Annotated in this window: 18 protein-coding genes; 8 read left to right on the top strand and 10 right to left on the bottom strand. The window is 61.2% G+C overall.

Going from position 1 to position 20,303, the window contains the following annotated elements:
* Positions 1-15 precede the first annotated feature (15 nt).
* Positions 16-1,053: a tRNA epoxyqueuosine(34) reductase QueG gene (queG, locus tag ACR0KM_RS19790; RefSeq protein WP_480861362.1), complete on the top strand. Its 1,038-nt coding sequence runs from the start codon at positions 16-18 to the stop codon at positions 1,051-1,053.
* A gap of 62 nt (positions 1,054-1,115) precedes the next feature.
* Positions 1,116-3,119 (top strand): hydantoinase/oxoprolinase family protein, encoded by a 2,004-nt coding sequence (locus ACR0KM_RS19785; RefSeq protein WP_480861363.1) that lies wholly within the window; start codon positions 1,116-1,118, stop codon positions 3,117-3,119.
* Between the two features lie 23 nt (positions 3,120-3,142).
* Here the strand turns inward: ACR0KM_RS19785 and msrA are convergent, their stop codons facing one another.
* Both msrA and msrB read right to left on the bottom strand, forming a co-directional pair.
* On the bottom strand, positions 3,143-3,655 hold the full coding sequence (gene msrA, locus ACR0KM_RS19780; protein WP_480861364.1) for a peptide-methionine (S)-S-oxide reductase MsrA: 513 nt from the start codon (positions 3,653-3,655) through the stop codon (positions 3,143-3,145).
* Complete coding sequence (msrB, locus tag ACR0KM_RS19775) at positions 3,655-4,101, bottom strand: peptide-methionine (R)-S-oxide reductase MsrB (RefSeq protein ID WP_480861365.1); 447 nt, start codon at positions 4,099-4,101, stop codon at positions 3,655-3,657. The genes msrA and msrB overlap by 1 nt, the downstream gene beginning before the upstream one ends.
* A gap of 143 nt (positions 4,102-4,244) precedes the next feature.
* On the opposite strand from msrB, the gene ACR0KM_RS19770 reads away from it, so the two are divergent.
* Positions 4,245-4,766, top strand: a complete 522-nt coding sequence (locus ACR0KM_RS19770; protein WP_480861366.1) for a glutathione peroxidase — start codon at positions 4,245-4,247, stop codon at positions 4,764-4,766.
* Here ACR0KM_RS19770 and ACR0KM_RS19765 read toward each other — a convergent pair.
* The 5 genes from ACR0KM_RS19765 to ACR0KM_RS19745 form a co-directional block, all read right to left on the bottom strand.
* Entirely contained in the window at positions 4,742-5,629 is an 888-nt protein-coding gene (locus tag ACR0KM_RS19765) for a DMT family transporter (RefSeq protein WP_480861367.1), read from the bottom strand. The two genes, ACR0KM_RS19770 and ACR0KM_RS19765, sit on opposite strands and share 25 nt — an antisense overlap.
* 111 nt (positions 5,630-5,740) lie before the next feature.
* Positions 5,741-6,028: an HU family DNA-binding protein gene (locus ACR0KM_RS19760; protein WP_010442901.1), complete on the bottom strand. Its 288-nt coding sequence runs from the start codon at positions 6,026-6,028 to the stop codon at positions 5,741-5,743.
* 130 nt (positions 6,029-6,158) lie between these two features.
* Positions 6,159-7,622: an AMP nucleosidase gene (locus ACR0KM_RS19755; RefSeq protein WP_480861368.1), complete on the bottom strand. Its 1,464-nt coding sequence runs from the start codon at positions 7,620-7,622 to the stop codon at positions 6,159-6,161.
* On the bottom strand, positions 7,619-9,421 hold the full coding sequence (gene ade / locus ACR0KM_RS19750) for an adenine deaminase (protein WP_480861369.1): 1,803 nt from the start codon (positions 9,419-9,421) through the stop codon (positions 7,619-7,621). Before ade ends, ACR0KM_RS19755 begins: the two co-directional genes overlap by 4 nt.
* Positions 9,422-9,588: 167 nt before the next feature.
* Positions 9,589-10,464 carry a LysR family transcriptional regulator gene (locus tag ACR0KM_RS19745; protein ID WP_480861370.1) on the bottom strand — a complete coding sequence of 292 codons (876 nt, stop codon included), beginning with the start codon at positions 10,462-10,464 and terminating at the stop codon, positions 9,589-9,591.
* 106 nt (positions 10,465-10,570) lie between these two features.
* Here ACR0KM_RS19745 and ACR0KM_RS19740 point away from each other — a divergent pair, with 106 nt between their 5' ends.
* Entirely contained in the window at positions 10,571-11,326 is a 756-nt protein-coding gene (locus ACR0KM_RS19740; protein ID WP_480861371.1) for a class II aldolase and adducin N-terminal domain-containing protein, read from the top strand.
* Between the two features lie 23 nt (positions 11,327-11,349).
* Entirely contained in the window at positions 11,350-12,336 is a 987-nt protein-coding gene (locus ACR0KM_RS19735; RefSeq protein WP_480861372.1) for a sterol desaturase family protein, read from the top strand.
* A gap of 25 nt (positions 12,337-12,361) precedes the next feature.
* On the opposite strand, the gene ACR0KM_RS19730 is transcribed toward ACR0KM_RS19735, so the two are convergent.
* The gene (locus ACR0KM_RS19730; RefSeq protein ID WP_480861373.1) at positions 12,362-12,994 is read right to left on the bottom strand and encodes a class I SAM-dependent DNA methyltransferase; all 633 of its coding nucleotides are present in this window, start codon (positions 12,992-12,994) and stop codon (positions 12,362-12,364) included.
* 87 nt (positions 12,995-13,081) lie between these two features.
* Here ACR0KM_RS19730 and ACR0KM_RS19725 point away from each other — a divergent pair, with 87 nt between their 5' ends.
* Together ACR0KM_RS19725 and ACR0KM_RS19720 are read left to right on the top strand one after the other, a co-directional pair.
* Complete coding sequence (locus ACR0KM_RS19725) at positions 13,082-13,948, top strand: SDR family oxidoreductase (RefSeq protein ID WP_480861374.1); 867 nt, start codon at positions 13,082-13,084, stop codon at positions 13,946-13,948.
* A gap of 39 nt (positions 13,949-13,987) precedes the next feature.
* Positions 13,988-14,971 carry a glycosyltransferase gene (locus tag ACR0KM_RS19720; RefSeq protein ID WP_480861375.1) on the top strand — a complete coding sequence of 328 codons (984 nt, stop codon included), beginning with the start codon at positions 13,988-13,990 and terminating at the stop codon, positions 14,969-14,971.
* On the opposite strand, the gene ACR0KM_RS19715 is transcribed toward ACR0KM_RS19720, so the two are convergent.
* Entirely contained in the window at positions 14,968-15,750 is a 783-nt protein-coding gene (locus ACR0KM_RS19715; protein WP_480861376.1) for an aldolase/citrate lyase family protein, read from the bottom strand. The genes ACR0KM_RS19720 and ACR0KM_RS19715 overlap by 4 nt on opposite strands.
* Positions 15,751-15,815: 65 nt before the next feature.
* Positions 15,816-17,432 carry a GMC family oxidoreductase gene (locus tag ACR0KM_RS19710; protein ID WP_480861377.1) on the bottom strand — a complete coding sequence of 539 codons (1,617 nt, stop codon included), beginning with the start codon at positions 17,430-17,432 and terminating at the stop codon, positions 15,816-15,818.
* A gap of 341 nt (positions 17,433-17,773) precedes the next feature.
* On the opposite strand from ACR0KM_RS19710, the gene katG reads away from it, so the two are divergent.
* On the top strand, positions 17,774-19,975 hold the full coding sequence (katG, locus tag ACR0KM_RS19705; protein ID WP_480861378.1) for a catalase/peroxidase HPI: 2,202 nt from the start codon (positions 17,774-17,776) through the stop codon (positions 19,973-19,975).
* Positions 19,976-20,303 lie beyond the last annotated feature (328 nt).

The raw sequence follows: 20,303 nt of genomic DNA, 5'->3' as shown, positions 1-20,303 counted from the left end.
GATATTTATGGCCAGATGAAGGACGGATCGGATTTTAAGGAGCGGGTGGTACAGCAGGCCCTTGCCGAGGGGTTTGTGGCTTGCCGGGTGTGCCGCCCGTGGGATGTGCCTCAAGTGGCCGGGCGGTTGGAGGCGTTTCTGCAGGCCGGTTATCATGGGCAGATGGGGTGGATGGCGGAACGGAGCCATTGGCGGGGCGATCCATCAGCGCTGTGGCCCGAGGCGCGATCGGTGATCATGCTGGCCGAGAGTTATACGCCTGAGCATGATCCGACGGAGGTTTTGGCGCATCCTGCGTTGGGTGCGATTTCGGTTTATGCGCAGAACAAGGACTATCATGATCTGGTCAAGAAGCGCCTGAAACGGTTGGCGCGGTGGTTGATTGCCAAAGCGGGCGGCGAAGTGAAGGTGTTTGTCGACACAGCGCCAGTGCCGGAAAAGGCGTTGGGGCAGGCCGCCGGGTTGGGCTGGCAGGGTAAGCACACCAATCTGGTCAGTCAGGATTGGGGCAATTGGGCTTTTTTAGGGTCTGTGTTCACCACATTGGACTTGCCCGTGGATGGGGCCGAGGTTGATCATTGCGGGTCCTGCCGGGCCTGTTTGGACGCCTGCCCGACGGACGCGTTTCCCGCGCCCTACCAGTTGGACGCGCGTCGTTGTATTTCATACCTGACGATCGAGCATAAGGGGCCGGTGGATGAGGATCTGCGGGGGCTATTGGGCAACCGGATTTATGGGTGCGATGACTGTCTGGCGGCCTGCCCCTGGAACAAGTTTGCGGTTGCGGCCAGTGATCTGCGTTACGCGGCGCGGGAGGAGTTGAAGGCTCCTCCGCTGGCAGAACTGGCGTCTTTGGATGATGCGGCGTTTCGGGCGATGTTTTCGGGCTCGCCGATCAAGCGGATTGGGCGGGATCGGTTTGTGCGCAATGTGCTCTATGCGATTGGCAATTCTGATCAGCCCGCGCTCAGGACGGTCGCGCAGGGTCTGACTGACGATCCCGATCCGACCGTCGCGGATGCGGCGCGCTGGGCGGTGGCGCGGTTGTCGTAAACGGGCTGGACGCGCCGCAGGAAAACGCTACACCCGATTCTGGCGAACAGATGGAGGACCCGATGGCGCTGGCTTTGGGGGTGGATACGGGCGGGACCTATACGGATGCAGTGCTGATCCGGGATGAGCGCGAGGTGATAGCCTCGGCCAAATCTCTGACCACGCGGGCGGATCTGGCGATTGGGGTGGGCCGAGCGGTATCTGCGGTGCTTGAGATAGCCAACATTGCGCCGGATCAGATCGGCATGGCGTCGCTGTCGACCACCTTGGCCACCAATGCGCTGGTCGAGGGGCAGGGCGGGCGCGTGGCGCTGATCTATGTTGGCTTTCGCGAAAGCGATTTGGAAAAGCATGGGCTGCGGGATGCGCTGAAGGGTGACCCGGCTTTGGTGCTGGCCGGAGGGCACAATCATGCCGGAGGGCAGGCCTCTGAGCTGGATATCGCGGGGCTTGAAGCCTTTTTAGACTCTCATACGGGCATCTCCGGCTATGCGGTTGCGGCGCAGTTTGCCACACGAAATCCGGCGCATGAATTGGAAGTGGCCCGCGTGATCTCCGAGTGTACTGGCATTCCAGTCACCTGCTCGCATCACCTGTCGGCCAAGCTGAACGGGCCGAAACGGGCGGTGACAGCGGTGTTGAATGCCCGGCTGATCGGGATGATTGACCGGCTGATCGGGCGCGCGCAGGACCAGTTGCAGACGCAGGGGATCACCGCGCCGATGATGGTCGTGCGTGGCGATGGTGCGTTGATGAGCGCAGAACAGGCGCGCGAACGGCCCATTGAGACCATTCTAAGCGGGCCCGCCGCATCAATTGTGGGCGCGCGCTGGCTGACTGAGGCTGAGAATGCGCTGGTGTCGGATATCGGGGGCACCACAACCGATGTGGCGCTGATCCGCGACGGGAAGCCCGCCATCGATCCGGCAGGCGCGCAGGTGGGCGGCTTTCGCACCATGGTCGAGGCGGTGGCGATGCGCACCCATGGCCTGGGCGGCGACAGTCAGGTGCATGTGGTTACCGAAGGCCTGGGCGGCGGCGTCTTCCTTGGACCGCGCCGGGTGCTGCCGGTGTCGCTGATTGCAACTGAGGCGCCTGAGGTGGTGCATGCGGCGCTGGATGAACAGCTGCGGGCCACGACGGTGGGTGAGCATGACACCCGGTTTGCCCGCCGAGTGCCGGGTATCCCTGCCGAAGGGATAGGCCCGCGTGAGGCCGTGTTGTTAGAACGTCTGGCAGACCGTGTGGTGCCACTGAGCGGACTGCTGCAGACCCGGATGGAACATGGGGCGCTTAGCCGTCTGGTGGATCGCGGGGTCGTGCAGGTCTCGGGCGTGACGCCGTCGGACGCCAGCCACGTTTTGGGGCGGCTTGCGGATTGGGACGTTGACGCTGCGCGCAAGGCGTTGGAACTGGTGGCGCGTAAGCGGGTTGGGTCAGGTGACCGGCTTGCGCAGTCGCCCGAGGCATTGGCGCAGATCATTGTGGATCAGCTGACCGAGCAGACCGCTTTGACCTTGTTAGAGACTGCTTTTGCCGAGGAAAGCAATGGATTCGACCTGCCTGCGAAAGAACTGGCGCGTCATGTTCTAACCCAACGCGGGCTGGCCAAGCATCGCGGGCTGATCGCGCTGGATACAGCGCTGAACGTGGATGTGGTGGGCCTTGGGGCCTCGGCCCCCAGCTATTACCCGGCGGTCGGAGAGCGGCTGCATTGCAACATGGTGCTGCCGGAACATGCCGGTGTCGCGAATGCCATCGGTGCCGTGGTGGGGCGATTGACTCTGCGGCGGACCGGCACCGTGACCTCGCCTGCCGAAGGCCGCTATCGTGTGCATCTGGAAGAGGGGCCGCAGGATTTCTCGGATTCCAACAGCGCCTTGCAGTTGCTCGAAGATGTGTTGCGGGGTGAGGCGGAAGGTGCGGTGCGCGACGCCGGGGCTGAAGACATCCGCGTGACCGTCGACCGTGACATCCGCACGGCCAAGATCGAAGCACAGGAAGTGTTTGTCGAGGCGCTGATCACGGTTGAGGCCAGCGGACGGCCCCGCGTGGCGGTGGGGTAGCCCCAAGCGGGGCTACCGGACGGTTACTCTGCCGCGCTGGATCGTTTCGGCAGTACCCAATCCGGGCGCGGGAAATGGCAGGTATAGCCGTTGGGGATACGCTCAAGGTAATCCTGATGCTCGGGCTCGGCTTCCCAGAAATCACCGACGGGCTCAAGCTCAGTCACCACCCTGCCGGGCCAGATACCGCTGGCATTCACATCGGCAATCGTGTCTTCGGCCACCTGTTTCTGCGCGTCATCCACGTAGTAAATGGCCGAACGATAGCTCATCCCGCGGTCGTTGCCCTGACGGTTGATCGTGGTCGGGTCGTGGATCTGGAAAAAGAACTCCAGCAGATCGCGATAGGTGATCTGTGCGGGGTCGAACCAAATCTCGATCCCCTCGGCATGGGTGCCGTGGTTGCGATAGGTGGCGTTGGGTACGTCCCCTCCGGTATATCCCACACGGGTGCCGGACACGCCTGGCAGCTTGCGGATCAGGTCCTGCATGCCCCAAAAGCAGCCCCCGGCCAGAACAGCGCGGTGTTCGGTCATCAGATATCCTCCACATGAATCAGGAATTCGCCATAGCCTTCGGCCTCCATCTCGTCGCGATGGATGAACCGCAGCGAGGCGGAATTGATGCAATAACGTAGCCCACCATGCTCACGAGGGCCATCGGGGAAGACATGGCCCAGATGGCTGTCACCATGTTTCGAGCGGACCTCGGTGCGGATCATGCCCAGCGTGCGGTCTTCCAGCTCTTCGACATGCTCATGCACGATGGGCTTGGTAAAGCTGGGCCAGCCGCAGCCGGATTCGTATTTATGGGTCGAGGCGAACAGCGGCTCACCCGAGACGATGTCCACATAGATGCCCGGTTCCTTGTTGTGAAGCAGCTTGCCTGTGCCCGGGCGTTCGGTTCCGCTGCGTTGGGTGACGTGGAATTCTTCCGGTGACAGGGCGGCAATGACCTCGGGGTCCTTGGTGTAACGGGACATGGCTCCTCCGGTGGTGGGTTGGTGATGTACTATTTGGGCGCATCTGAGGGGAAATCAAAGTCATATTTCAATCTGATCGCGGGTCCGTGCGGGTGATCCGGTACGCCGTTGATCGCGTATCTCTTACAACAGGAGGTGACAATATGTTTCGGATGGCTCTTCTAACGGCCCTGATCTTGTTGGGCAAAGCCGTGCAGGCCGCGCCGCTGACCGCCGAGTTTTCATCGATTGATGGCGGAACACTATCGCTGGAAGACTGGCGCGGGCAACCTGTGCTGGTGGTCAACACGGCGTCATTGTGTGGGTTCACAGGGCAATATTCTGACCTGCAGACCCTGCACGAAACCTATGAGGAACGCGGTTTGGTCGTGCTTGCGGTGCCCTCGAATTCATTCAACCAAGAGCTGGAATCAGCAAGCGACGTCAAAGAGTTCTGCGAGTTCAACTATAACCTCACGCTGCCGATGACTGATATCACCGAGGTCAAAGGCCCCGATGCACATCCTTTCTACCAAGCCGTCGCTGCCGAGACCGGCTTCGTCCCGAGCTGGAATTTCAACAAGATACTCATTGATGCAGAAGGGGCCGTTGTCGCCACTTACGGGTCGGGCACCAAGCCGAATGCGCCCATCTTAATCAGTCAGGTTGAGGCTTTGCTGCGCTGATCAGGTTGCCGCGCGATTTGCACAGCGAGAATTCCCAGTGTCGTGACACCGACGCCCAACAGGTCCATGGGACCCAGCTTTTCGCCTAACAGGGCTGCGGCTATGGCGACGCCGAACACGGGGTTGAGGAAGTGGAACGTGGCCGCGCGGATCGGCCCGATGCGATCCAAAAGAAGGAACCAGATCAAAGTAGCCAACAGGCCGGGGAACAGGGTTGTATAGGTGAAAGCCAGCACAAAGGGCAGTGTTGGGTGGATGTAGATTGTCTCGAACACCGGCGCGGCGAGGAACAGGGCCGCCGAGCCCACCAGCATCTGCAGCCCGACCACCATCATGAAGTTCCCGCCCGAGGTCGCACCGCGCACTGCCAGTGTTGCAAATGTCAGGGCCAAGGCACCGATTCCGCACAGCAATACGCCAAACAGATCGACACCGGCGCTGATCCGGCTGCTCATGATCAGCGCCACGCCGGCAAAGCCCGCCAGCAGCCCGAGGATGCCCAGCGGGCGCAGCCTCTCGGCCAATAGCAGCCAACCGGCCAATGCCACCAGCAGCGGCATAGTCGATGCAATGATCGCGGCAACCGAGGCTTCGACGGTCTGCATTGCGTAGAAGTTCAGACCCAAATACAGGGCATTTTGACAGATTCCGAACAGGATCGTTGCGCGCCATTGCGGCCGCGTCAGATGCCAAGTTTGGCCCATGGCGCGTGCGATTGCGACACCAATCAGCCCCGAAATCAAAAACCGCAGCGCCAGCGAAAACAGCGGCGAGGCATCGGCCACAATGATCCGTGCCGAGGTAAAGGCCGAGGACCAGATCAGGGCAAAGACAAGCCCCATGGCAATGGCGCGCAGATCCATTTCGGCCTCCTGATGACAACCGGGCGACTGTCCCCGGTTTTTGACCCGACCGCAAGAAAAAGGGGCCGCCTGTCAGCGACCCCTTCGATCTTGTGATCAGTCAGCGGCGGTTTAGCCGTTGACGCTGTCCTTCAGGGCCTTCGCGATGGTCATCTTGACCACTTTGTCGGCCTCTTTCTTGAACTGCTCGCCGGTGGCGGGGTTGCGCACCATGCGCTCGGGGCGCTCGCGGCAGTAGATTTTGCCAACGCCGGGCAGGGTGACGGCGCCACCGGCCGAAACTTCGCGGGTGATCAGGCCGGTCATGGCCTCCAGCGCGGCGTTCGCGGATTTCTTGTCAGTTCCCATTTCCTCAGCGAGAGCAGCAACCAGCTGAGTCTTAGTCATAGGCTTTGCCATTTCTTGGTCTCCTTAACGTGCCCGATAATTTGGGCCTCACCGCGTAACTGTAACGGGATATTGTGGGCGAACACAACGAATAGTAGCGCTGAAAACCCTAAAAATATGGGGAAATCGTTGCTTTTTTGCTTCAGAGAAAGGCCGTTTCGTCGAAGGAACGCAATTTCCGGCTGTGCAGACGCTCCAGCGGCATGCCGCGCAGATGCTCCATGGCGCGGATTCCGATGGCCAGATGGCGGCTGACCTGCGTTGTATAGAACGCCGAGGCCATGCCGGGAAGCTTTAATTCGCCGTGCAGGGGCTTGTCGGACACGCACAGCAACGTGCCATAGGGAACCCTGAACCTGTACCCGTTCGCGGCAATTGTCGCGCTTTCCATATCCAGCGCAATCGCGCGCGATTGGCTGAGACGTTGCACCGGGCCGGATTGATCCCGCAGCTCCCAGTTCCGGTTGTCCACCGAGGCGACAGTGCCGGTGCGCATGATCCGCTTCAGCTCATAGCCTTCCAGCTTGGTCACTTCGGCCACGGCCTGTTCCAGTGCGACCTGAACCTCGGCCAGCGGCGGAATCGGGACCCAGACGGGCAGGTCGTCGTCCAGCACCTTGTCCTCGCGCAGATAGGCATGGGCCAGCACGAAATCCCCCAACGCCTGCGTGTTGCGCAGCCCGGCACAGTGGCCGACCATCAGCCAGGCATGGGGGCGCAGTACGGCGATATGGTCGGTGGCGGTTTTGGCGTTCGACGGTCCGACCCCGATATTGACCAGGGTGATCCCCGACCCATCCGCTCGTTTCAGGTGATAGGTCGGCATTTGCGGCAGTTTCAGGGGCTGCTCGATCGGAGTGTTTGGATCCGTGATCTCGACATTTCCGGTCGAGACAAAGCTGGTATACCCACTGTCGGGATCAGCCAGCTGCGTGCGGGCGTAGTTTTCAAACTCCGAGACATAGAACTGGTAGTTTGTGAACAGGACGTGGTTCTGGAAGTGGTCGGGGTCCGTTGCGGTGTAATGCGACAGGCGCGCCAGAGAGTAATCGACGCGCTGGGCGGTAAACAAAGCCAGCGGCCCGGTGCCGTTGTCGGGTTCGTGCACGCCGTTGACGATGTCATCATTGGTGGTGTTCAGGTCCGGCACATCAAAGGCGTCGCGCAGGGTGAACCCTGCTGGGCCTTGTTGCAGCGCGCTCATCTCGGCATTGTTGGCGACCGCAAAATGTACCGGGATCGGTGTGTCAGATGCCCCGATGGTCACGGGCTGGTCGTGGTTCTTGATCAACAGCGCGATCTGCTGGATCAGGTAGTATCGGAACAGATCGGGCCGTGTAACGGTGATCGCATGTGTGCCGGGTTCCGAGACGTGACCAAAGCTTAGCCGGCTGTCGACCTGCGCGTAGGATGACGTCTTGATCCGAATTTCCGGGTAATAGGCTCTGAATCGCTCGGTCGGAGCGCCATCGCGCATGGCCATGGCAAAGCTGTCACACAGGAAGTTGGTGGCTTGGTTGTAAAGCTCCTCCAGCCGCGCAACGGCGGCTTCGGGGTCGGTAAATGTTTCGGCCAACGGGGCCTCGGGCGTATTGATAATGGTCATGCAAGCGGTTCCAGAAGGTCTATCTTTTCAAAGGTGCGGACATCCACCAGCCCAAGGTCCGAGATCCGCAGTTCCGGGATCACCACAAGGGCCAGCAACGAGTGCTGCATGTAAGCGTTGTTGAGCTGACAGCCGCAGGCCTGCATCGCCTCGACCATCTTTTGCGCCTTGGCGGCCACTTCGGTTGCCGGGCTGTCGGACATCAGGCCTGCAATCGGTAGTTCCACCAGAGCCAGTTCTTCGCCATCGCGGAAAATCGTGATACCGCCGCCCACCTCGGCCAGCCGGTTCGCCGCCAGCGCCATCTGTTCGCGGTCGGTGCCGACGACAATCATATGGTGGCTGTCATGCGCCACGGTCGAGGCCATGGCCATGCGCCCCTGATACCCGAACCCCGAGACAAAGGCATTGGTCACCCCGCCCGTGGCGCGATGCCGTTCCACCAGCGCGATCTGACAGACATCGCCCTCGCCCTCGACCAGCCCGCCGATGATGGGCAATTCGGCCTTCAGTGCCTGCGTCGGGGCTTGGTTTTCGACCACGCCGATGACATTGGCCCTGACGCGATTGGCCCCGGCGGGGGCTTTGATTTCAAAATCGGTGCCCGCCAACGCATGACCCAGATGCACCGTGTTGCGCGCAGTCGCAGGCCAGTTCAGGTGCGGGCACTCCACCGTGACCTTGCCACCCTCGGCCACGATCTGTCCGCGGGCGATCACCGTCTCAATCGGCAGCTCGGTCAGGTCCGAGGTCAGGATCACATCCGCGCGCCGTCCGGGCGTGATCGAGCCGATCTCGCGCTCAAGCCCGAAATGGGTCGCGGTGTTCAGCGTTGCCATCTGCAGCGCGACCACAGGATCGCACCCGCAGGCAATCGCATGCCGCACCACGCGGTTCATGTGCCCGTCATTGACCAGAGTGCCCGAATGGCAGTCATCGGTGCACAGAATAAAGTTGCGCGGGTCCAGACCTTTTTTGGTCACCGCCGTAATCTGGCTTTCCACATCGTACCAGGCCGAGCCCAGCCGCATCATCGACCGCATCCCCTGCCGCACCCGTGCGATGGCGTCGGCCTCGCACGTACCTTCGTGATCGTCAGCGGGGCCTCCGGCCACATAAGCCGCGAAATCAGACCCTAAATCGGGCGAAGCATAGTGTCCGCCCACCGTTTTGCCCGCCCGTTGTGTCGCTGCGATCTCGGCCAGCATCTTCGGGTCGCCATGGATCACACCGGGGAAGTTCATCATCTCGCCCAACCCGATGATACCGGGCCAAGCCATCGCCTCGGCCACATCCTCGGCGGTGATCTCGTAGCCGGTGGTCTCAAGCCCCGGGGCCGAGGGCGCGCAGGACGGCATCTGGGTGAAGATATTCACCGGCTGCAGCAGCGCCTCATCATGCATCAGCCGTACGCCCTCCAGGCCCAGTACATTGGCGATCTCATGTGGATCGGTGAACATCGACGTGGTGCCGTGCGGGATCACCGCGCGCGCGAATTCCGCCGGGGTCAGCATTCCGGATTCGATATGCATGTGCGCATCACACAGCCCGGGGATCATATAGCGGCCCTGCGCTTCGATGATCTGCGTCTCAGGACCCGTACAATGCGCGGCATCGAGTCCGACATAAGCCACCCGCCCGGCGGCAATAGCTACATCGTGATTGGGCAGCAGTTCGCGGGTATGCACGTTTACCCAAACACCGCCACGGATGACCATATCAGCCGCTTCGCGACCTGCGGCAACAGCGATGAGGCGGGGGGCGGTATCGGGCCAACTTGGGAAAGTCTTGTATTCCATGGCCCAACTTTCCCGAATGCAGCAGAAGGTGCAACCCCCGCCGCGCACCTATCATGAAATCATCACAATCCCTGAATAAGGCACCACCCTCAGCGCGTCAGCGCTGCCACCCCCAACCAGAGGAGAGGCCCCGCAGGGGCCGTGACGATGGGCGGGAGGGCCCCGTTCTAGGCAGAAACATCCGCCGCGATTTCCGTGCGTATCCAATCGGCAAAAGCAACTGCGCCGGGGTTTTCCTCGGCTTGGGGTGACAGCAGCAGGTAGTAGGCCTCGGGCATCTCGGCGCGATGGGAGAAGGGGGCGACCAGTTGGCCCTGGTCGATCAGGTGCCGGGCTATGGTGTCATGGGTCAGGCACAGACCCCCGCCCGCCATGGCGACCGACAGGCTCACAAGATAGGTGGTTGAGTAAGTGATCTGCGGATTTCCCCAATTTAGACCCTGATCTTCAGCCCATCCCGCCCAGTTCGACAGCAGGTTCGAGCAGTCGAACAGTGGCTGCTGCTGCAGATCCTCCAGCGTCACCGTGAACCCCGGCGCGCAGACCGGATAGTAGTGATCGGTCCGCAGCAACTCGGTCCGTACGGTGTCGGCGGGGCGCAGGGAATAGCGGATTTCGACCGCAGCGCCCTCGGCCATTTCGCGGGGCTCCCACAGTTCGGTGAAGATGTTCAGATGCACCTCGGGATGCTGCGCCCGAAACCGGGGCAGTCGTGGGGCCAGCCAGTTGACCGCGAAGGTGATGTTGCTTTGCACCTGCACCGCGTTTTGTTGTGCTCCGGTTACAGCCTGGGTGCCGCGTACAAGCGTACGAAAGGCTTCGCGCACGACGGGCAGATAGGTGATGCCTGCCTCGGTCAGCTCCAGCGCGCGGGGGCGGCGCAGGAACAGGGGCTGCCCCAGATACCGCTCCAGCGACTTGATCTGCTGGCTGACCGCGCTTTGGGTCATGTTCAGATCCCGCGCCGCGCCGGTAAAGGACAAATGCCGGGCTGCCGCCTCGAACGTGCGCAACCACCCCAGCGGAGGAAGCTGTTTCTGCATCTGCATAACCTTGCCATTAGTTTTTCTAATGAAATAGACGCGATTTTTTCGTTGGTCAAATTTTCCCGGCGCGGGCACGATTTTCCAAACCTCGAAGGAGCCCGCCATGACCGTCACAAACCTGCGCCCCAACATGGATCACTGGCCTGAACGCGTCGACATGGCCGCCGCCTTTCGCTGGACCGAGCGGCTGAACATGCACGAAGGCGTAGCGAATCATTTCAGTCTGGCGGTGAACCCGGAGGGGACGCAGTTTCTGATGAATGCAAACCAGATGCATTTCTCGCGCATCAAGGCCTCGAACCTGCTGCTGCTGGACGCCAATGATGCTGCGGTGATGGACCAGCCCGGCGCGCCGGACCCGACCGCCTGGGGGCTGCACGGATCGATCCACCGCCATTGCCCGCATGCGCGCTGCGTCATGCATGTGCATTCGATCTTTGCGACGGTTCTGGCCTCGCTGGCCGACAGTTCGCTGCCGCCGATCGACCAGAATACGGCCACGTTCTACAACCGCTATGTCATCGATGAGGAATTCGGCGGGCTGGCCTTCGAAAGCGAAGGCGCGCGCTGTGCTGCGATGCTGTCGGACCCGCGGAAAAAGGTCATGATCATGGGCAATCACGGGGTTCTGGTAATCGGTGAGAACCCGGCAGATGCCTTTAATAGACTCTATTATTTCGAACGTGCGGCTGAAACTTATATCCGCGCCCTGCAGACCGGTCAGCCCTTGCGCGTCCTGTCTGATGAGATCGCCGAGAAAACCGCGCAAGAGCTGGACGACTATCCAGGTCAGGCCCAGGCGCATCTGCGCGAGATCAAGGCCGTGCTGGATGCCGAAGGCTCGGACTACGCAACCTGAAGATCCTGTAAGGAGCATCTGCTATGACCGACGCTCATGACGCTGAGGCCGCCCGCTGGAACTATCGCCCCGAGGGGCCGGTTGGGCTGAATCCGCTGTTCAGCTGGCCACCGCGCCCTATGGCGATCTTACGGTGGTACCGGGGCGCATGGCTGCCGCTGACGTCATTGACGTTGTGCATGGCGCTGGCCCTGATCGCATATGCGGCGTTTTTCCCCGCGTTAGAGACAATGCGAAGCTTTGCACCCGGCTGGATGTTTCGCATCTGGCTGCTGAACATGGTGCCGCAAATCCTGGTGGCCGGAGGGCTGCACTGGTGGCTTTACCTGCGCAAAGGTCAGGGCATGTACAAGAAGTTCGACCGCCGGGACCTGACCCGCGACAACGGAAATTTCACCTTCCGCAATCAGGTTTGGGACAACATCTGGTGGACCCTCGGCAGCGCCATGACGGTGGCGACCGTCTATCAGTGGATCATCTACTGGGCGATGGCGAACGCCTATGTGCCAGTGATCACATGGGCCGCAGCGCCGGTCTGGTTTGTGATCTGGATGCTGTTCATCCCCATGTGGTCGGGGCTGCATTTCTACTGGGTGCACCGGCTGGAACATCACCCCAAACTATATAAGCACGTCCACGCCGTGCACCATCGCAACGTCAATATCGGCCCGTGGTCCGGCATATCGAACCACTGGTTCGAGAACATGCTGTATTTCACCACTTATTTCATCCACCTGATCGTGCCCTCGCATCCGCTGCATGTGCTGTTTCACGTCTATTTTCAGCAGATCAGCCCGGTTCTGTCCCATTCCGGGTTCGAGAAACTCAGGGCCGCAGACACCGACGCCGCCCGCGCGGGGGATTTCTTTCATCAGCTGCATCACCGGTATTTTGAGTGCAACTATGGTACGTCCGAAATCCCGTTCGATAAATGGTTCGGCACCTATCACGACGGTTCAGCCGAGGCGACGGTGCGGACGCGAGCCTATAAGAAACAAATGTACACCTGAACGGAATAGCCGGATTAGTGTTTGATCAGGACTTTTCAAACAGGGCGACAAGGGCGCGATCATCTTTGTTCGGACCGGCGGCCAGCTCTCCGTAGATTCGGACCTCGGGCAATGACAGATTCCTGATCTGGCCGTCCTCAAGAGACCTGAAGGCTTCGGCAAATCCCATAGTCTCAAAGTGCTTTGCGTTGATCGACAGGGCAAACTGGGCACCCGGGCGGGCGACGCGCAGCAGGGTGGGCAAGACCTGCGGGCCCAGATGGCCATGTGTGAAGGTCCCCGAGGACACGATGCCCGCATAGCTGTCGCCCGGGATTGGAAGGCCATCGTTCAGGTCGGCCTCGATCGCGTCGCGATAGATATCCTTGCGCATGGCCTGATCCAGCATCTCGGCGCTGATATCGGTCGCATCAATCGGCCCCGCACCCAGCCCGACCAGAATGCCGCCGCACAGCCCTGTTCCTGCGCCGACATCCAGAACCGGACCCTGCCCACCGGCGCTGACGAAGGCGCGGGCGGTGTGAATGTGCAGCTGATAATCCTCGAGCGCAGCGAAGCCTTCATCATAGTCCCCGGCCCACTCTGCATAGAGACGCCTGTTATCGTCTGGCGATTTCAGTGCATAGGCGGCGTGCAGGTTTGGGGGTTTGTCGCTCATACATCAATGAATGCGTATCCGAGGATTCGAATCAAGTGCGTCCATCCGGCGCTTGCATCCCTGCGTTGGGCGGATCATCAAAGGGACATGACTCAGTGCTTGTTCTCTTTCGGCCATGGCTATTCGGCCCGTGCCATTTCGAAACAGCTGGACCCGAACGCCTGGCGCGTCATCGGGACCACGCGGGACCCAAGTCAGCTTGACGCCATCCGCGCGTCGGGGGCGGAACCGCATGTTTGGCCGGGCGAAAGCCCCGATCTGGACGGGGTGACCCATCTGCTGATTTCGACCGCGCCAAGCGCCGAGGGCGACCCGGTTCTGGCCCAGCTGCGCGATGAGATCGCCGCGCGCGCCGGGCAGTTTGAATGGGTGGGGTATTTGTCGACGACAGCGGTCTACGGTGATCATCAGGGCGCATGGGTCGACGAGACGACCCCAGCAACCCCCACGGCCCGACGGGGTCAGTGGCGGTTACTGGCCGAGACCCAGTGGGCCGAGATTCCGAACCTGCCGCTGCATATTTTCCGTCTGGCAGGCATCTATGGGCCAGGGCGCGGTCCGTTCTCAAAGCTCAAGCGTGGCGGGTTGCGGCGGATCATCAAACCGGGGCAGGTGTTTTCGCGCATTCATGTGGACGATATCGCGCAAGTTCTGATCGCCTCGATGGCACGCCCCAATCCGGGGGCGATCTACAACGTCTGCGATGATGAACCCGTCCCGCCACAGGATGTCATCGGCTATGCGGCCGAGTTGCAGGGCCTGCCGATGCCGCCCGCCATAGCCTATGACGAGGCTGATCTGACCCCGATGGCGCGCAGTTTCTACAATGAAAACAAGCGGGTTCGGAATGATCGGATCAAGTCTGAACTGGGTGTCTCACTGCTCTATCCCAATTACCGGGTGGGGCTTGAGGCGCTGATGCAGCACCAGAACGCGACCGCAGCCGGGCGCTGAAGCTTGTCAACAAAGCGCCGTGGGTTGTAAGGGGGTCCGATGGATGACCGCTCTGCCCCTTTGAAGATCACCGTGTCGACGCTGACCCGTCAGCGCCCTGAAATGCTGGCGGCGCTGATCCAAAGCTGGGGCGCTATGACCCTTCCGCCTGACTGCACCGTGCTGTGTCTGGTGGTCGAAAACGATGCCTCACCTTTCAGCGAATCCACGGTGCGTGCGGCAGGTGAGACACTGACGAATGGCGCAACGCTGGATTATGTTCTGGAGACCGAACCCGGCATCCCCTTTGGCCGTAACCGGGCCGCGCGCGAGGCGTTGGCGCAGGGTGCGGATTTGCTGTGCTTCGTAGATGATGATGAGGTCGTCGCCCCCGACTGGCTGGAGCGTCTGGTCGCCGGGTACCGCGCCAGTTCGGCGGTTCTGCTGGGTGCCCCGTTGCGGGCGGCGGGACCTTCGGGGGCGGAAACCGCGTTGCAACGGCTAATGCTGCGCAACATCAGCAATCGCTATCTCGAAAAGGAGCGCGCGGCAGCGCGGAAGGCGACCCTGAACGATACGGGCGGCGTGACCATCGTCACCAACAACTGGCTGGCCGAGACGCGGCTGTTCAGCGAAACCGGCCTGTGGTTCGACGAGGCCATGCGTATGACCGGCGGCACCGATGCCAAATTCTATGCCGAGGTGGTTGCGGCCGGGTTGCCCGCAGGCTGGGTCGCGGATGCGTTTGTCTATGAGACGATACCGCCGGACCGGCTGTCGTTCTGGTATCAGGCCGCGCGGGGGCGGGACCAGGCCAACACGCATATGCGCCGCAAGCTGGATCAGAAACCGAAAGGGGCCATAGTCGGCTTCCTCAGCGCCCCACTGCGGTTGGTGGCGTTGTTGGTGCTGATCCTGCTGTTGCCGTTTCAGCCGGACAAACGGTTGATCCAGATCGCCCGCACCGCCGGTTGGCTGGTCGGCGTGCTGGGCATTCCCTTTGGCTATAAATCAGCGCTCTATAAAAAGGTGAGCGGTCACTAGCCGGGCAGAAGCCTTGCACGTGCGTCTTCGGCTTCATCCCGCATCGCCTTGGCGAAAAGGACGACGTCGACGCCAGTGGCAATGAAGGTCACACCCAGATCGGCGCAGCGCTTCTGCATCACTGGATCAAGGGCCAGAATACCTGCTGCCTTGCCCGCTTTCACGATCCGGCTGAGCGCGTCCATGATGGCGGCGTCCACATCCGGATGAGTCGCATTGCCGATATGGCCCAGATCAGCAGCCAGATCAGCGGGGCCGATGAATACGCCATCCACCCCATCGACGGCCAGAATTTCATCCAGCGCCGCAAGGCCGGCGCGGTTTTCGACCTGCACCAGCAGGCATACCTGATCATCCGCCGTTTGCAGGTAGTCGGGAATAGCCGAAAACTTCGATGCCCGCGCAAGGGCCGAGCCAACGCCGCGCGTCCCGGTTGGGGGATAGGTTACGGCCCGGACCAGCTCTTGCGCCTGTTCGGCGCTTTCGACCATCGGGATCAGCAGGGTTTGCGCACCGGCATCCAGCACCTGTTTGATCATCCATGTCTCGCCCACGGGCAACCGAACCGCCGCATGCGCGTCCGAGGCCTGAACGATTTGCAACTGCCCTAGGATCGAACGCAGGTCATTCGGCGCGTGCTCACCGTCGATCAGGAGCCAATCAAAACGGGCTGTGGCGGCCATCTCGGCGGCGTATGAATCAGCCATCCCCAGCCAACAACCCAGCTGCAGTTGCTCGGCTTTGAGGGCTTGCTTGAATGTGTTTGTCGGTGCTGGCATCGCTCTCTCCCCTTGCTTGCCAAGGGTGTAGAGCGTTCGGGCCTGTGCCTCAACGCATGTTTTCGTCAGGCTACAGACAGGATCATGTCAGCCGCCTTTTCCGCAATCATCATGGTTGGCGCATTGGTATTGCCCGAGATCAGGGTCGGCATGATCGAGGCATCGACCACCCGCAGCCCGTCAATGCCGCGCACGCGCAGGTCGGGGCCGACCACTGCCATATCGTCATGACCCATCTTACAGGTACCCACAGGGTGATAGATCGTGTCGGCCCGGGCGCGAATGTGGTGTTCCCAATCCGCATCGCTTTGGGCGGTATCGGTGCCGAACATCTCTTTGTGCCGATAAGGGGCCAGCGCCGGGGCTTGCATGATCTCGCGCGTGAGGCGGGCACCTTTGATCATCGTGTCCAGATCGCGTGGATCGGATAGGAAGTTTGGGTCAATTGCGGGCGGAGCCTCCGGGTCGGCGTTGTTCAGCAGAACGGTGCCCCGGCTTTCAGGCCGCAGCTTGCAGACATGGCAGCTATAGCCATAGCCCATATGCAGCTTGCGCGCGTGGTCATCGACCATTGCGATGGTAAAGTGCAGCTGCACATCGGGACGGTCCAGATCAGGTGTCGTTTTCAGAAAGGCCGCCCCTTCTGCAAAGGGCGTTGCCGCCATCGATACCCCGTCCTTGCGCCAGCGATTCAGGTGACCCAGCAGTTTCATGCCCCCCACCGGGCCGATACCAAAGGTGTCCGTATCCTTGGTCTTATACGAGATCGTAAAGTCCAGATGATCCTGCAGGTTCTGCCCTACCCCTGGCAGGTCATGCGCAACGGGGATGCCGTGTTGCAAGAGCACCTCGGCATCTCCGATCCCCGACAGCATCAAGACCTGAGGCGATTTCAGCGCCCCGGCACAGACCAGAACCTCTCGCGTGGCGTCTATCTGCAGGTCTGCGCCTTTTCCGCTTTTGCGATACCGCACCCCGGTCGCGCGCTTACCGTTCAGCACCAACCGCTGCACATGGGCGCCGGTGATGACGGTCAGATTGGGGCGCTGCATGACGGGGAACAGATAGGCCGCCGCTGCCGAGCATCGTTCGCCATTGCGCGCAGGATCATGAAACTGGGTGACTTGATAGAGACCTGCGCCTTCATTGTCGCCCCGGTTGAAATCTTCGGTACGCCGGTGCTGCATCTGGGTGGCGGCATCTACAAAGGCGCGGGTGATCGGGCGTTCCTGTTTCTGATTGGACACCTGCAGCGGACCAGTATCGCCATGCAGGTCATCCGCTCCGCGCTCGTTATTCTCAGACCGTTTGAAATAGGGCAGCACGCTGTCCCAATCCCAGCCTTCGCAGCCCAGATCGGCCCAGCCGTCATAATCCTGACGTTGACCCCGTATATAGAGCATCGCATTGATGGCACTGGACCCACCCAATGCGCGCCCGCGTGGTTGATACCCCTTGCGCCCGTTCAGACCGGGCTGGGGCACGGTTTCAAAGGCCCAGTTGTTGATCTTTGGCCGTCCCGGCAGCATGGCGACCACCGCCGCAGGCATCCGCACCAGCACGCTATCGCCGCGGCCACCAGCCTCAAGCAGGCAGACACGGGTTTGGGGATCCGCGCTCAGCCGGTTGGCCAGAACCGCCCCTGCCGAGCCTCCGCCCACGATCACATAGTCGAATTGCATCCGCCTTCCCCTTGTTGCCGATGGCGGCCACTGTGAAGGGCGGTTGAGAAAAGGCAATCATGACGCTGCGGCGGAGTGAGGCCGACGTAGAGTGATAGTTTTTAGTTATTAATATCATCGAAAAACAAAACTTATTTGCATGACCCAGATTTGCTAGACCTACGCCAAGACAGAAAAGAACGAGTCGTTAATGCCATTTTCCAAACCGCAGGCAGGGCCGATCCGCGCATTCACGCGCAGTGCCCGGGCCGATGACAGGCGCAAAGACGCTCAGGACCCCTGTTTCTTGTACCCAAGTAAACCGCGCGACGCACACATCTAGCCAGGACTAGGAGACCGATATGGACGGAAGTGACACCCCAAACATGGGCAAATGCCCTGTAATGCATGGCGCCGAGGCCCGAACCAACCGGGACTGGTGGCCGAACCAGCTGAACCTGTCGATCCTGCACCAGCATGGGGTGGCCTCGAATCCGATGGGTGAGACGTTCAACTATGCGGAAGAGTTCAAAAAGCTCGACCTTCAGGCGCTGAAGGATGACCTCTATGCGCTGATGACCGACTCGCAGGATTGGTGGCCCGCGGATTACGGTCACTATGGCGGGTTGTTCATCCGCATGGCCTGGCATAGCGCGGGTACCTACCGGACGGCGGATGGTCGCGGCGGTGGATCGACAGGCTCGCAACGGTTTGCGCCGCTCAACAGCTGGCCCGATAACGGCAACCTGGACAAGGCGCGTCGCCTGCTGTGGCCGATCAAGCAGAAATACGGCAACCAGATTTCCTGGGCGGACCTGTACATTCTGGCCGGGAACTGCGCGATCGAATCCATGGGCGGCAAGACCTTTGGCTTCGCTGGCGGTCGTGAGGATATCTGGGCCCCCGAAGAAGACATCTATTGGGGGACCGAGACCGAATGGCTGGCCCCGACCGACAACCCGCACAGCCGTTATTCCGGCGAACGTGATCTGGAAAACCCGCTGGCCGCCGTGCAGATGGGCCTGATCTATGTGAACCCCGAAGGTCCCGATGGTCAGCCCGACATTCTGGCGTCTGGCCGCGATATCCGCGACACCTTTGCCCGGATGGCAATGAATGACGAGGAAACCGTTGCGCTGGTCGCTGGAGGCCACACCTTTGGCAAGGCGCATGGTGCCGGTGATCCCGGACTGGTCGGCCCCGAACCCGAGGCCGCCCCGATGGAAGCCATGGGCTTTGGCTGGATCAACGATTTCGGCAGCGGCAAGGGCGATGACACCACCACCAGTGGAATCGAGGGCGCATGGACCGCGAACCCGATCAAATGGGACAACGGCTATTTCGATCTGCTGTTCGGCTATGACTGGAACCTGACCAAAAGCCCCTCGGGCGCGTGGATCTGGGAACCGGTGGGCGTCAAGGACGAAGACATGGCCCCTGCAGCGCATGATCCGTCCAAGAAGGTCAAAACCATGATGACCACCGCCGACATGGCGATGCGGATGGACCCGATCTATGGCCCGATCTCGAAGCGGTTCCACGAAAACCCCGAAGAGTTCGCCGATGCCTTCGCCCGCGCGTGGTTCAAGCTAACCCACCGCGACATGGGCCCGCGCTCGCGCTACCTTGGGTCCGAGGCGCCGACCGAGGAACTTCTGTGGCAGGACAACGTGCCCGCCGTCGATCACGAACTGATCGACGACGCGGATGCAGCGGACCTCAAGGCCAAGATTCTGGCCACCGGGCTGTCGGTGTCTGAACTGGTCTCGACAGCATGGGCCTCGGCCTCGACCTATCGGGGTTCGGACATGCGCGGCGGTGCCAACGGTGCCCATGTGCGTCTGGCCCCGCAGAAGGACTGGGACGTCAACGAGCCACTGAAACTGGCCAAGGCGCTTGAGGCGCTGGAAGGCGTGCAGACCGCGTTCAACGCCGCGCAATCCGGTGGCAAGAAAGTCTCGCTGGCCGATGTCATCGTGCTGGGCGGTGCGGCGGCCATTGAACAGGCGGCCAAGGCCGCCGGCCAGGATGTCGACGTGCCCTTCACCCCGGGTCGCACCGATGCCACACAAGAGCAGACGGATGTGGACAGCTTTGCGGTGATGGAGCCCATCGCCGACGGCTTCCGCAACTACCTGCGCAAGGAATACTCGGTCCCGGCCGAGGCGTTGCTGGTCGACAAGGCGCAGCTGCTGACGCTATCCGCGCCCGAGATGACTGCGCTGGTCGGCGGGATGCGCGTGCTGGGCGCCAATTTCGGCGGCACCTCGCATGGTGTGTTCACCGACCGGGTTGGCACACTCAGCACTGACTTCTTCGTGAACCTGCTGGATATGGGGACCGAGTGGAAGCCGTCCGGTGACGGTATCTATGAGGGCCGCGACCGTGCCAGCGGCGACGTAAAGTGGACCGGCACCCGCGTTGATTTGGTCTTTGGCTCGAACTCGCAATTGCGGGCGCTGGCCGAGGTCTATGGTCAGGACGATGCGGGCGGCAAATTCGTCTGCGATTTCGTCTCGGCCTGGAACAAGGTCATGAACGCGGATCGGTTCGATCTGGACTAAACACCCCAGCCACTCACTGAAGCACGCCGCCTTGGGAAACCTTGGCGGCGTTTTCTATGTTTGAGTCTGTGGGCGGCGATGCGCCTCTTGGTGCGATTCCCCGCTATCCTAGGGTTTTGAGCGTTGCGGGCATGCGTTTGTGGGGGCTGAAAGTGCTCGGATTTAAAGGTAAGCTTTTGTTATTATTAATATTGTTAAGAAACTGAGCGGAAAAGTGAAGTTTTTTCAGAATGGGGGTTGCAGGTCTCGGACCCAAACCGTAAATACCCCTTCACCGGCGCTGCTGAGGTGGTTGCTGGGACGCTACGGTGGTGGCGGAGACGGGCCG

This window comes from Ruegeria sp. G10 (assembly GCF_056533645.1).
This window is presented reverse-complemented; position numbering and strand designations above follow the sequence as displayed.

Coding starts and splice junctions, on each gene's coding strand:
- ACR0KM_RS19715 (WP_480861376.1), bottom strand. CDS start 15,750: ATGCCAGCACCGACAAACACATTCAAGCAAGCCCTCAAAGCCGAGCAA.
- ACR0KM_RS19770 (WP_480861366.1), top strand. CDS start 4,245: ATGTTTCGGATGGCTCTTCTAACGGCCCTGATCTTGTTGGGCAAAGCC.
- msrB (WP_480861365.1), bottom strand. CDS start 4,101: ATGTCCCGTTACACCAAGGACCCCGAGGTCATTGCCGCCCTGTCACCG.
- queG (WP_480861362.1), top strand. CDS start 16: ATGAAGGACGGATCGGATTTTAAGGAGCGGGTGGTACAGCAGGCCCTT.
- ACR0KM_RS19755 (WP_480861368.1), bottom strand. CDS start 7,622: ATGACCATTATCAATACGCCCGAGGCCCCGTTGGCCGAAACATTTACC.
- ACR0KM_RS19730 (WP_480861373.1), bottom strand. CDS start 12,994: ATGAGCGACAAACCCCCAAACCTGCACGCCGCCTATGCACTGAAATCG.
- ACR0KM_RS19720 (WP_480861375.1), top strand. CDS start 13,988: ATGGATGACCGCTCTGCCCCTTTGAAGATCACCGTGTCGACGCTGACC.
- ACR0KM_RS19735 (WP_480861372.1), top strand. CDS start 11,350: ATGACCGACGCTCATGACGCTGAGGCCGCCCGCTGGAACTATCGCCCC.
- ade (WP_480861369.1), bottom strand. CDS start 9,421: ATGGAATACAAGACTTTCCCAAGTTGGCCCGATACCGCCCCCCGCCTC.
- katG (WP_480861378.1), top strand. CDS start 17,774: ATGGACGGAAGTGACACCCCAAACATGGGCAAATGCCCTGTAATGCAT.
- ACR0KM_RS19765 (WP_480861367.1), bottom strand. CDS start 5,629: ATGGATCTGCGCGCCATTGCCATGGGGCTTGTCTTTGCCCTGATCTGG.
- msrA (WP_480861364.1), bottom strand. CDS start 3,655: ATGACCGAACACCGCGCTGTTCTGGCCGGGGGCTGCTTTTGGGGCATG.
- ACR0KM_RS19740 (WP_480861371.1), top strand. CDS start 10,571: ATGACCGTCACAAACCTGCGCCCCAACATGGATCACTGGCCTGAACGC.
- ACR0KM_RS19725 (WP_480861374.1), top strand. CDS start 13,082: ATGACTCAGTGCTTGTTCTCTTTCGGCCATGGCTATTCGGCCCGTGCC.
- ACR0KM_RS19785 (WP_480861363.1), top strand. CDS start 1,116: ATGGCGCTGGCTTTGGGGGTGGATACGGGCGGGACCTATACGGATGCA.
- ACR0KM_RS19710 (WP_480861377.1), bottom strand. CDS start 17,432: ATGCAATTCGACTATGTGATCGTGGGCGGAGGCTCGGCAGGGGCGGTT.
- ACR0KM_RS19745 (WP_480861370.1), bottom strand. CDS start 10,464: ATGCAGAAACAGCTTCCTCCGCTGGGGTGGTTGCGCACGTTCGAGGCG.
- ACR0KM_RS19760 (WP_010442901.1), bottom strand. CDS start 6,028: ATGGCAAAGCCTATGACTAAGACTCAGCTGGTTGCTGCTCTCGCTGAG.